This window comes from Amedibacillus sp. YH-ame10 (assembly GCF_053848885.1).
Window position 1 is genome coordinate 127,474 of sequence record NZ_JBSPFA010000002.1, and the last position, 12,021, is coordinate 139,494.

Annotated in this window: 10 protein-coding genes; 6 read left to right on the top strand and 4 right to left on the bottom strand. The window is 34.3% G+C overall.

The window, feature by feature from the left end:
• Positions 1-146 precede the first annotated feature (146 nt).
• Positions 147-2,564 carry a helix-turn-helix transcriptional regulator gene (locus ACWG42_RS01500; protein ID WP_455789725.1) on the top strand — a complete coding sequence of 806 codons (2,418 nt, stop codon included), beginning with the start codon at positions 147-149 and terminating at the stop codon, positions 2,562-2,564.
• A 51-nt stretch (positions 2,565-2,615) separates the two neighbouring features.
• Here ACWG42_RS01500 and ACWG42_RS01505 read toward each other — a convergent pair whose 3' ends face one another.
• The 3 genes from ACWG42_RS01505 to ACWG42_RS01515 form a co-directional block, all read right to left on the bottom strand.
• Positions 2,616-3,110, bottom strand: coding sequence for a flavodoxin domain-containing protein (locus ACWG42_RS01505; RefSeq protein WP_455789726.1), 495 nt, complete (start codon positions 3,108-3,110; stop codon positions 2,616-2,618).
• A 3-nt stretch (positions 3,111-3,113) separates the two neighbouring features.
• Positions 3,114-3,713 (bottom strand): TetR/AcrR family transcriptional regulator, encoded by a 600-nt coding sequence (locus ACWG42_RS01510; RefSeq protein ID WP_455789727.1) that lies wholly within the window; start codon positions 3,711-3,713, stop codon positions 3,114-3,116.
• Positions 3,714-3,815: 102 nt separating this feature from the next.
• Positions 3,816-4,700, bottom strand: coding sequence for a diacylglycerol/lipid kinase family protein (locus ACWG42_RS01515; protein WP_455789728.1), 885 nt, complete (start codon positions 4,698-4,700; stop codon positions 3,816-3,818).
• A 157-nt stretch (positions 4,701-4,857) separates the two neighbouring features.
• Here ACWG42_RS01515 and ACWG42_RS01520 point away from each other — a divergent pair, with 157 nt between their 5' ends.
• Genes ACWG42_RS01520 through ACWG42_RS01540 form a run of 5 tightly spaced genes read left to right on the top strand, consistent with a single transcriptional unit; the run spans position 4,858 to position 10,455 of the window.
• Complete coding sequence (locus ACWG42_RS01520; RefSeq protein ID WP_455789729.1) at positions 4,858-5,625, top strand: threonine/serine exporter family protein; 768 nt, start codon at positions 4,858-4,860, stop codon at positions 5,623-5,625.
• A gap of 1 nt (position 5,626) precedes the next feature.
• Complete coding sequence (locus ACWG42_RS01525) at positions 5,627-6,067, top strand: threonine/serine exporter family protein (protein ID WP_455789730.1); 441 nt, start codon at positions 5,627-5,629, stop codon at positions 6,065-6,067.
• Positions 6,068-6,069: 2 nt separating this feature from the next.
• Positions 6,070-8,364 carry a DUF3656 domain-containing U32 family peptidase gene (locus ACWG42_RS01530; protein ID WP_455789731.1) on the top strand — a complete coding sequence of 765 codons (2,295 nt, stop codon included), beginning with the start codon at positions 6,070-6,072 and terminating at the stop codon, positions 8,362-8,364.
• Entirely contained in the window at positions 8,361-9,713 is a 1,353-nt protein-coding gene (locus tag ACWG42_RS01535) for an MATE family efflux transporter (protein WP_455789732.1), read from the top strand. The genes ACWG42_RS01530 and ACWG42_RS01535 overlap by 4 nt, the downstream gene beginning before the upstream one ends.
• Positions 9,679-10,455 carry an HD domain-containing protein gene (locus ACWG42_RS01540; RefSeq protein ID WP_455789733.1) on the top strand — a complete coding sequence of 259 codons (777 nt, stop codon included), beginning with the start codon at positions 9,679-9,681 and terminating at the stop codon, positions 10,453-10,455. Before ACWG42_RS01535 ends, ACWG42_RS01540 begins: the two co-directional genes overlap by 35 nt.
• A 10-nt stretch (positions 10,456-10,465) precedes the next feature.
• On the opposite strand, the gene ACWG42_RS01545 is transcribed toward ACWG42_RS01540, so the two are convergent.
• Positions 10,466-11,971 (bottom strand): FAD-dependent oxidoreductase, encoded by a 1,506-nt coding sequence (locus ACWG42_RS01545; protein ID WP_455789734.1) that lies wholly within the window; start codon positions 11,969-11,971, stop codon positions 10,466-10,468.
• Between the last annotated feature and the right edge of the window lie 50 nt (positions 11,972-12,021).

Genomic DNA, 12,021 nt, shown 5'->3' on the forward strand with positions numbered 1-12,021 from the left:
ATTGGCAAAAAATACCTCCTACATCACATAAACATGTGATGTACATATGTGATTTTATATGACATAATTATGTTATCAATAATCTCAAAATATAGTTACAATGAGAGTTTCAAAGTATCAAATTGATATCTAAAGGGAGTGTAATTATGCAGTATATAGCGCGTAAAGCGACTACGAAAAAGTTTGAAGATGCATTAACTAATCCATTGGTAATTGTGTATACACCTAAGGGATTCGGTAAACGCACCCTAATTTCACGCTATTTGAACGAGCATGACAAGGTTAGTGTGTGGTTTCATATCGTGATGGAATCGGATGAAGATTGGCAATGGCAATTATTTCAAGAGAAGTTAAAAGTCGCATTGCATTTGAAAGAATCTATTCCTTCTTTTCCAATTCCAGAAACAGAAGAGGAACTATCGAATGTTTTGTACTTGTATAGTAGAGAAATTCGAGGGAATTTTTACATCGTTATCGATGGAATCACTGGGACAAAGCCAAAGTTTCAAAAATTAGTATCATTGTTTGCGAATACAAATCCTTATTGTTTTCGTTTGATTCTTATATGTGATTCTTTACACAACGATTTTGTAGAAGAATATGAAGGACGTGTTAGTTTCTTAAAAACAGATGATTTTCGTTTGACATACAACGAAATAAAAGAGGTTTGCACAAAAGAAAAAATCGAAATCACGAGAGAAAAGATTCATTCTATTTTGTCATATAGTGATGGTTGGATTGCGGCCATTGAACTTATTTTACTTACTTTGAAGAGGAATTGTATACTAACAGAGACAAAAAATATAAATTTGCTCATTGAAGATGCATATTATAATGCTTTGGATGATCTTGTAAAGAAAGACTTGTTGTACTTGAGTATTCTAAATGAATTTTCTCTAGAACAATTATATGCATTATGCGAGTCCAAAGAAACGATCCAACAGATTTTACAGATGGAAAGAAATCAACTATTTGTTCATGGATCACCGAGTGAAGGCTATACAATTTCTGGTGTACTAAAAGATTTCTTAAAAATACAACTTTATAAATCTCAATTAGATGTTCAAAGTATTTATCAACGTATAGCGAAATGGTTTTCAGAAAACAATGATCCGATACAAGCTATTTCAATGTATTTGGAATGTAATGATTTTGAAGGTATTACGCAATTATTGACGCTTCATTATGAACTTAGTTATATGGATATAGCTCCATCATTAATGGTCGATGTATTTAGACGAATGCCTATGGAATACAAATATAGATATCCATATATGTATCTTGCTCACATTTTGGATACCGTAACGAATATTGAAACCCATCATGGAATGCATCTGTTAATGGAGTTCAAAGAAGATGTAGAACACGGGAAATATGCAGGTGATGCAGATCAACTGTTAGGTGAGTACTACTTTATTCATGCATTTTCGAATTATAACGATGCACATGCAATGTTTGATGATTTTGATTGTGCTGCTCGTGCATTCAAGGGTGGAAAATCAAAATTTGCATATCCTTTTAAAGTAGCTACGTTTGGTAGTTATCATATCCTTTATTTATATCACCGTGAGTCTGGAAAGATGAAAGAATTGGTAGATGAAGTTATAGAGCGTTTACCTACTATGATACATTTTACAAATGGAGCAAATGGTGGAGGAGATTATCAAGTAAGGGCAGAGTATGCATTTGAAACAGGAGATTATGATCATGTACTTGAATTGTCTCAAGCTGCGTACTTAGATACTTTGAGATATCAACAAGTGAGTATTGAAATATGTTCTATTTTCTTAAAGGCACGTTATGCTATTTTGAAACAAGATAGTATATTACTTCAGGAAATGGTAATGGAACTTGAAACTACATATCAAAAGTGTGATAATCCAATTTTACAAAGTGAAATAGATTGTGCACAAGCGTATCTTCATTTGTTACAAGGGAATGTTCGTGATGTTTCTAACTGGATCAAGAATGAGAAACTACTTTATCCTCAATTATTGTACGAATCAAGTATGATTTCGTTTATTATTTTATGTTTCTATCAAATCTGTACAAAACGATATGAAAAGGTAGAATACTATTGTAATATATTGGAAAGAGCATATGGAGAACAAATGCATATCTTTGGATTATTATATGCTAGAATATTTATATCGATAGGGTATTATCATTTAGGTAGAGAAGAAGAGGGAATCAAAAGACTTCATGAAGCATGTAAGCTTGCTCAAGATGATCATTTGATAACGATTTTTAGAGAATTGGCTCCTCATCTAAAAGTACTTATGACAAAATTTCAAGCGACCACTCCTTTTGAAAAAGAAATCGTAAAGATGCTTCGTGATGAAACTAATACAGACCAAGAATCTCCTGTGTTTGCATTATTAACGAAGAAGGAAAAAGAAATCATGTTAAAATATGCAGGTAATATGACAACACGACAAATTGCAGAAGAGTCCATGTTGAGTATTAATACTGTCCAAACGCATTTGAAAAGCATATATGCAAAATTAAAAATAAATACAAAAACAGAGTTGGTTCATATTGTAAATAGAGAACACAATATTTGAGTATAGGTAAGTAAAAGGATTGAATAGTGAAATATTCAATCCTTTTATAAATCATTTTTCCATGTGTGAAATAAAGGTGGTAATGTGTTCATAGTTTATGAAATCAATGTTATCCTTTGCTTGTTCAGGGGTATAGAAATGCCCTTTTTTGTTAATCATTTTAATCAGTGTTTTTTCAAATAGATTCATATCTGGCATATTGAGTCTTCCACCCAAATGATCTTTGTAGGTGATATGACTTAGTATATTTGCAGGAATATTCTCTGCACATACTTTATCCATAGAAGAAGAATCTCCACTTAGTCCTGATATAAATAAGTAAAGCTTCTTTTGTAGTAGAGTTTCTTCTTGTGTTTTTATGAATTCCTTCATATGTTTATCAAGAATTCCGGCATAGGTGCCAGAACCAAGTACAACGTTATCGTAAGATGACAAGTCGATATCTTTATCATTCATATCCTTAATATCACAGGAGTTATTTGCTAATAGATGTGCGATTTCTTTTGTTGCGCCATGTTTGCTTGCGTATATAATTAATGTTTTCATAAGTTACCTTTCTAGTGATTTCAAAATAGAAGTCACATGTTCCTTTATTAGGAGATTCTTTTGCTCGTCTGTTATTTGTTCTTGAATGATGCGAGAGATGACTCCATAGGTGGCACACCATACCCACTGTGTTTTGCGATAACAATCTTCAATTTCAAAGATGCCACTCTTTACGCCTGTTTCAAGTTCACTACATAAAAAACGAATACTTTGACGTTCGATTGCATCTTCTTTGAGTACATCTACGCGCATTCTAATGTTGGGGTCTTTACTACTCATCAATAATAAGAATAGTTCTTTTTGTTCGCACATACATTCCATATAAGAAGTAAGTGTTGCTAGGAGTCGCTCTTGTAAATCCTCAACATTTCTATTCTTTTGGATGCTTTGTAGAATGAGTTGATATCCATCTTCAACAATGCGTGTTAAAATCATTTCTTTGTTTTCGAAGTAATGGTATAAAATGCCAGGGGTTTGTTTCATTCGAGCCGCAATCTTACGAATTGACAATTGATCGATTCCCTCTTCAAGAAGGATGGTTTTGGCGTGTGATAGAATTTCTTCTTTTTTCTTCTCTATTTGTTGTTCATCTTTTATGCGCATATGTGTACCTCTACTTATAAATTAAACAGTGTTTAATTTATAAGTAGAGTATATCCTATTAAGAGAAGAAAGTAAATAAAAACCAGAAAGTATTTTTTCTGGTTAGATGAGAATCGTGATTGCTTTATGGAGATTGGTGATGGTGCATTCGGTGGTTTCACCACCATCTTCACCATCCAATGTCCAAGGAATTGGTTGCTTTGATAATATACGTAGACTTTTACATTTACAGAAATACATCCATTTTTCATTAACCTCTCGTTTTAGTAAAGCTGCGATGATGGCTTGAACATCCATGGGATTGTTAGGACTACGAATGAGCATGACTTCAAATAGACCATCATCCAATTCTGTATCCTTAGCACTTACATAAGAAAAGCCAGCGATATATTTGGAATTGGTAATACTTCCAAATATGAAATCATCTTCAATGATTTCATTGTTTACCTCAACCTTAACATGATAATTTGGTATTCTTGTAAGTTGTTTAAAGCCTTCTAGAAAATAGGCAACTTTGCCAAAGGTGTTCTTGATGTTTTGAGGAGTATTATAAGACACTTCTGTAAAGATACCAAAGGCAACGATATACGTAAAGTACTGCTTATTAAATTTGCCCATATCACAAGGGAACGGATTGTATTCTTCAATGTGCTCCATCATTTTACTTGCACTCTTTGAAAGTTTTAAAGTAGACGCAAAATCATTCACAGTTCCACTTGGTAAATAACATACTTCAGGTCGTTTCTTTATACTTAATAATCCACTAATGACTTCATTCCATGTACCATCTCCACCCATACAAACTAAAATATCAAATTGTTCTCCATGCATTTTGGCAAGTTTGGTAGCGTGGTGCTCATACTGCGTCACAAAGACTTCCACATGATCTTGCATCGCATTGAACTTGTCACAAATCGTGAACAAAGAAGATTTTGCATTTCCTTTACCCGCCTTTGGATTCATGATGATCATAACCTTACGATTCATAAGCTCACCCCAGCTTTCTACTACCTATTATAGTAGAAAAAGGTAAGAATTTCCATGGTTGTACGATTTGTCTTCAAAATAATGAAAATAATGCAGAAATTGTTTTCTTTTTTAGCTATTTTTCGATATACTTGATAGCGTAAGCGAGGCGAAGAATATGAATACAAATCAACTATTAGAGATGTGCAGTTATGCTGGGAAACTGTTGATCCAAAATGGGGCAGAAATATATCGAGTAGAAGAAACCATGGTACGACTTTGTACTAGTTTTCCAGAGGTGGAAGATGCAGAAAGTTTTGTGACCCCAACGGGTATTATGTTATCCATCACTGTGAATAAAACTACCCATACTAAAATTCTTCGTGTACGCAACAATGGAGTAGATTTAAACTGCATTGACAAAATAAATGAATTATCAAGACAAGCCGCAACATCATCCTTTACAATCGAAGAACTTCAAACAAGGTTGCATGCGATTGCGGATGAGAAACGTTATTCTTTTTTACCAACATTATTTTTTGGCGCATTGAGTGCGTTTGGATTTGCGTTGTTTTTTGGAGGAAATATCATTGTGGCAGTATGTTCCTTTGTGATTGGTATGGCAATCAAATCCATGAGTTGGTTTATGGAACATCATGCATTTAATAACTTTTTTACCAATGCTGTTTCTGCAGGGATTGGGGCTTTCTTTGCGTTAATCTTTCACGCTTTATTTAAAGAAGCACCTGTGGATATTATGATAATATCTAGTATTATGTTGTTGGTGCCAGGTTTAGCAATTACCAATGCGATACGTGATACTGTGGCGGGAGATTATCTTTCTGGTGTGTCTAGGGGCGTAGAAGCAGTGATTGCGGCAGTTGCGATTGCGGCTGGAATTGGTTTTGTTTTAAGTATGTCCATTGGCATAAGTGGAGGTATGTAAGATGATACAAATTATAATTGGTTCATTTTTAGCAACTTTAGGATTTGGAATCCTATTCAATATAAAGGGAAAAAAATTAATCCTTGCGGGAATTGGTGGAGCCATCGGTGGTATTGTTTATCATGTATGTTTGGATATGCAAATGTCTGAAATGATGTCGATGTTTTGGGGTTCTATTGCCCTGTCTTTATATTCTGAAATATTTGCGCGTGTTTGTAAGACTCCAGTAACTACATTTTTAGTTGCGGCTTTGATTCCTTTAGTACCTGGAGGAGGAATGTATCGTACCATGTTACAAGCTATTCAAGGAAATGCTATGCAAGCCTTAACAACAGGGATTGATACAATTGCGATAGCGGGTATATTGGTATTAGGAATTTTGTTGGTTTCAACAGTTATGAAAACGATTTGTAAACCACGGAATTTTAGAAGGGGAGTATAAGTATGAAACGTGTAGAATTATTAGCACCAGCAGGTTCTTTTGAAGCCTTACAAGCAGCCGTACAAAATGGTTGTGATGCGGTGTATTTAGGTGGTGTGATGTTTGGGGCACGTGCATTCGCCAACAATTTTGATGAAGAAGAGATGAAGCGAGCAGTTGCGTATGCCCATGTTTATGGCGTGCGTGTTTTTGTGACTGTAAATACGATGATTAAAGAAGAGGAAATAGAAGCTTGTTTAACATATGTAAAACAACTTCAAGATGCGGATGTAGACGCGTTGATTATCCAAGATTTAGGATTGTTTCAATTGATACGAGCACACTTTCCAGATTTTGAACTTCATGCCTCTACGCAGATGCATATACATAATCCACAAGGAATACACTTACTACAAGAACTAGGCGCAGCTAGAGTCGTCGTACCAAGAGAAACTAGCATTGAAGAAATTCAACAATATAGTAAACTAGGAATGGATTTAGAGGTCTTTGTACAAGGGGCTTTATGTATTTCGTATTCCGGACAATGTTTAATGAGTGCCATGACACAACAAAGAAGCGGGAACCGTGGAGAATGTGCACAGAGTTGTCGTATGCAATATGATTTAGAGAGAATCGATGATACTGGAGTGCATAGTGTAAAAGCGAATGGAAAGTATTTGTTGAGTCCGAAAGATTTGAACTCCATCAAACAAGTACCAGCACTAATAGAAGCGGGTATTGCCTCTTTTAAAATTGAGGGAAGAATGAAACGTCCAGAATATGTAGCCCTTATGGTTTCTACCTATCGTAAAGCCATCGATGCATATTATGAAGGAACAATTTTTCATGTGGATGCGACGATCGAAGAAGATATGCAAAAGATTTTTCATCGTGGATTTAGTGCAGGTCATTTATTTCATAAAATGGGAAGTGATTTAATGAATTTCAATCGACCAAATCATATGGGGATTGAAATTGGAAAAGTAATTGATTTCCGTAAAGATAAAGTAAGCATACAGTTAAGTAAGCCATTGTATCAAGGAGATGGAATTCGTATATTATCTTCAAAGAATGATGAAGGGTTTCGTATCAATCGTATCTATAAGAATGGGTTGTTGGTAAATCATGGAGATGGTAAGGATATTATTGAAATTGATAAGACATTCTTTGTGGAAAAGGGAAGTGTCGTAGTAAAAACAAGTGATGTAAAGCAATTAAAACAATTACAAGAAACATATGAAGGTGGAAAACGAAGAGTACCTGTATATGGAAGCTTTAAGGCATTCTGTGAACAGTTTGCTCAATTAGAAGTGATGGACGAACTTGGAAATCAAGTCATTGTAGAAAGCACGATACCATGTGTAAAAGCGAATCATACACCATTGGATGAAGAACGTTTAGATGCACAACTTAGAAAGAGCAAAGATACACCCTTTGATTTTCTACAAATAGAATTTCATATGGATCATACTTGTATCCTTCCAATCAAAGAAATCAATCAAATGCGTAGAGATGCTTTGTCACAGTTAGAAGAACAGAGAAAAGTTTGTAACCCAAATCGTCAAGTATGTACAACGGGTCAACCTACGAATCTAAACAAACAAGAAAAGCTACCAGAAGTTCTTGTAGTTGTGCACACGATGGAACAATACCTTGCTTGTAAAGAAGCAAACATGCCTATGATTTTTGTAGATGGAGATACTTTGTATCAAAAACTAAGAGATGAAAAAGGAGTTTATCCTAGAACTTCCAGAGTCATGAAAAAAGAATATCCTAAGACATCTTTGTGTATGATTCAGGAGAGTGGAGGACTGTATCAACAACATAATTGTATTTGTGATACATCTTTAAATGTAGCCAATCATGCGTATGCACGTTTCTTATTTGAACGTCATGCGTTCGGGGTATGTTTCTCTTTGGAATTAAGTTTAGAAGAGTGCATACAAATAGTGCAACAATATGAAGACAACTATCAAGAAAAAGGAAACTTTATCTATCCAATTTATGGACGTGTTGAACTTATGATAAGTGAGTATTGTTGTATCAACGCAGTTGAAAAAGATAGTGATAAAAAGAATTGTGGACTTTGTCGTAAAGCAAACTATCAACTATCCGACTTAAAGAAACAAACCTATCCAATTATGTGCGATGAAGATTGTCGCATGCATATATTACAAGAAACTCCAAGAAACTATATGCAAGATTATCAAAATGCAAAACACCAGGGAATCTCTTCATTCTTATGCGTTTTTACCAATGAAACAAAACAAGAATGTGAAGACATTTTAAACTTACTACAGAAGGAGTGTTCTTTATGAAAGATGGTATGATGTTACAAGCTCCTGTTCGTAAGTTATATATGCATTACTTAGTACCTACCTTAATTGCCATGTTATCTAGTTCTATGTATTGTTTGGCAGATGTGTTCTTTATATCGAAAGGTACAGGGAGTGTAGGATTAGCTGCCTTAAATATTGCGATGCCTCTATACTCTTTGTTTGCGGCAGTTGGGGTATGTTTTGGAGTAGGGGCAGCTACTGTGATGTCCATTGCGGAAGGAAATAAGCAATTTGATAAACGTAATAAAGCATTTACATTAAGTGTCGTATGTATGTTAGTGATTGGTGCACTTGCCTCTATTTTAGGTGTAGTGTTTAGTGATCAAATAGCAATGGCATTTGGAAGTTCAAAAGAACTGTTGCCTTATGCACGTGAATATATGGTACCTATCCTTGCCTCTAGTATCATTTTTATTCCTATGTACTCTTGTAGTGTGTTGATGCGTGCTGATCATGCGCCTTCTACCGCTATGAAAGCAACCTTATTTGGAAATATCACCAATATTGTATTGGATTATGTATTTGTTATTGAATGGGATATGGGCTTGATGGGAGCTGCCATTGCGACTTGTATTGGAGCAGCTTTAGTTATCGTTGGAGTACTTCCTCATTTCATGAAAAAGAAAAATACCGTACAGTTTACGAAGAATTTCTTTGATATAGAATTATTAAAGAGAATGTTTCGAAACGGATTTGGTAGTGGTGTTATGGAAATTAGTGCGGCATGTATCGTTATTGTGTTTAATATGATAATTTTATACTTTGCGGATGAATTATTCCTTGCGGCATTTGCAATTATAACGAATATTGCATATGTTTGTAGAGGGTTATTAAACGGGTTTGCGCAAGCAGCACAACCAATTATGTCTGTAAATTATGGCGCAAGATATTTCTCGCGTGTAAAACAAGTACTACGATTATCCTTAGTATGTAGCGCAATATTTTCTGTGATTACCTATGGTATTTTCTTCTTATTTGCAGAAGAATTTGCGGCTATCTTTGCGAGTGGAAATACGCGTTTAATAGCATTGGGGGCAGAAGGCATACGATTATATTTTTTATGCCTAGTATGTTTATCTGCGATTACGATTATGATGTATTATTTCCAATCGATAGAAAGAGGAAATGTAGCGACAGTGATTGCATTATGTAAAGGATTCTTATTCATTCTATTAGGGTTTGTGATTCTTATTCCAACGGTAGATTTAGCGGGTATATGGTTGACCACTCCGTTTGCGGAAGCATTGGCCTTATGCTTAGGTATTTACTTATTTAAAAAGGTAGGAAGCTTCGATGAATATAGAGATAGCGAAACAAGCATTTCATGAGTATGTGAAAGACTATTCTTTAGAAGATGAAAAGATTTTATTAAAAGTAATCCATACTGAGAAAGTAGCCCAACTATGTAGGCAAATCGCTAGGTCTTTGCGATTAACCAAAAAACAACAAGATCTTGCGGAATTGATTGGTTGGCTACATGATATAGGGCGATTTGAACAAATACGAAGGTATCAAACATTTTTGGATTCACAAAGCGAAGATCATGCATTGTTAGGTATACGCATCTTACAAGAACAACAATTTCTTCGTTCATTTATAGAAGAAGATATATACGATGAAATTATCTATACAGCTATAAGAAATCATAATCGATTTGTGATTGAAGACAACCTAACACAAGAGGAACTCCTCTATGTCAATCTCATTAGAGATGCGGATAAAATTGATATCTTTCGAGTGGATTGTGAGGAGAGTTGTGAACTATTGTTTCAATGTAATCCACAACAACTAAAAAAGGAAACGATAAGTAAAGAAGTATATGAAGATGTAATGAAAGAAAAAAGTGTTTTAGCAAAAAAGCGCAAAACACCTTTGGATATGTATATCTCTCATCTTGCATTGTTGTTTGATATCCACTTTGTGGAGAGTATACAACTTGTAAAACAACATGGAAATTATCAAACATTACGAACAATGTATACCTTTGAAAACCCAACAACAAAACAGCAATTTCAAAGTATTCAAGAAAAGATAGAAACGTATATAGAAGACAATACAAAAGGGTTGTGAGCACAACCCTTTATTTTAATATATGGGGATCAATTTCATTTAAACCCTCTCCATATTTGTTCAAACAATGTGTCGCAGGTCCTTTGATAATATCACCTTTAAATGAGAATCTAGAACCATGACATGGGCAATCCCAAGTCTTATCTACAGAATTAAAAGAACAGACACATCCAAGGTGAGGACAAGTAATATCAATGATGAAGAGTTCATCGTGTTCATCTCGATACACTCCATAAGAATGTCCATCAATCTGCATGACTTTACCTTCCTCTAACATTGGATATTCATCATCTTCATACTTGAACTTACTTTTGATAAATTCATAGGCTACATTAAGGTTTTCCTTTACGAAAGGAATAGTAAATAGAGAAGATAAACGCTGTGGAGAATACAACATATGATAAGGAGAATGTAGTTTTAATACATAGGCACTTAATAATTTACCTGCGATATTACTTGTGCTATTTCCCCATTTGTTAAAGCCACTCGCAAATAACACATGGTCATCCTTCTTATCTAGTTTACCAATAAAGGGAATATGATCAAATGTAATATAATCCTGACTAGACCAAACATATTCTACTTTTTCCTTTGGAAATAACGTTCGAATATCTCGCATGAATTTTGTATGTGTAATTTCAGGTGCCTGTCCACTTTTATAAGAGTTACCACCAACAATAATTTTATCTTTATAAATGTTGTAGGTGTGTAACGGTTTTTCTATATTGACCATCATAATTTCTGGTTGATTATAGATGTTTTCCATATAAGCAATGGATTCTTGTTCACAATACATTTTTGTAAAATAGAAATGGGCGTGATCAATAAATGGAAACTGTGATGCAAAGATGACATAATGGGCATGTACATGATAATCATTAATATGAAGTTCATACGAATGATCACCACGCTCTACCATCGTTTTTACAGGAGAATGTTCATAAATAGGTATATGGCGTTCATCTAAGATATTACTTAAACCAATTCCATATTGATATGGATCAAATTTTGCTTGATTATGAATAATCAATCCCGCTTCTATCTTATAGGAATCTCCAACATCTTCAACATATTTACAATCGATGCCAATATCTAAATAAGCCTGATATTCCTCTTGAAGTTCACTCACCATATTGCTATCTCTTGTGTACAACATTGTATCACTCCGTTTAAATCCACAAGAAATATTATGTTCCTTAATAATACTTTCCATAGAACGAATAGCTTCCATATTCGCATGATAATATTGTTTCGCAATCATTACATCATAGTTCTTCATTAACTCTTTATAAACGGGACCATGTTGTGCAGTTAGTTTTCCAGTATTTCTACCACTTGCGCCATAACAAATGGTATCTGCTTCTACTAGTATCATATCCTTTTCTCTTTTTGAAAGATAATAAGCAGTGCTTAACCCAGTTAAACCAGCTCCAATAATAACAATATTTACTTCAATATCCTTTTGAAGAGAAGGATATTCTTTTTTTGTGCCATTTTGTATCCAAAAGGAATCCATATTTATCACCTCATATCATTATTCTTCCCATTAACGTAAGATTATGTATA

What these genes read in the sequence shown, in the direction of transcription:
- ACWG42_RS01500 (WP_455789725.1), top strand. Translation starts at nt 147, where the DNA reads ATGCAGTATATAGCGCGTAAAGCGACTACGAAAAAGTTTGAAGATGCA.
- ACWG42_RS01505 (WP_455789726.1), bottom strand. Translation starts at nt 3,110, where the DNA reads ATGAAAACATTAATTATATACGCAAGCAAACATGGCGCAACAAAAGAA.
- ACWG42_RS01510 (WP_455789727.1), bottom strand. Translation starts at nt 3,713, where the DNA reads ATGCGCATAAAAGATGAACAACAAATAGAGAAGAAAAAAGAAGAAATT.
- ACWG42_RS01515 (WP_455789728.1), bottom strand. Translation starts at nt 4,700, where the DNA reads ATGAATCGTAAGGTTATGATCATCATGAATCCAAAGGCGGGTAAAGGA.
- ACWG42_RS01520 (WP_455789729.1), top strand. Translation starts at nt 4,858, where the DNA reads ATGAATACAAATCAACTATTAGAGATGTGCAGTTATGCTGGGAAACTG.
- ACWG42_RS01525 (WP_455789730.1), top strand. Translation starts at nt 5,627, where the DNA reads ATGATACAAATTATAATTGGTTCATTTTTAGCAACTTTAGGATTTGGA.
- ACWG42_RS01530 (WP_455789731.1), top strand. Translation starts at nt 6,070, where the DNA reads ATGAAACGTGTAGAATTATTAGCACCAGCAGGTTCTTTTGAAGCCTTA.
- ACWG42_RS01535 (WP_455789732.1), top strand. Translation starts at nt 8,361, where the DNA reads ATGAAAGATGGTATGATGTTACAAGCTCCTGTTCGTAAGTTATATATG.
- ACWG42_RS01540 (WP_455789733.1), top strand. Translation starts at nt 9,679, where the DNA reads ATGAATATAGAGATAGCGAAACAAGCATTTCATGAGTATGTGAAAGAC.
- ACWG42_RS01545 (WP_455789734.1), bottom strand. Translation starts at nt 11,971, where the DNA reads ATGGATTCCTTTTGGATACAAAATGGCACAAAAAAAGAATATCCTTCT.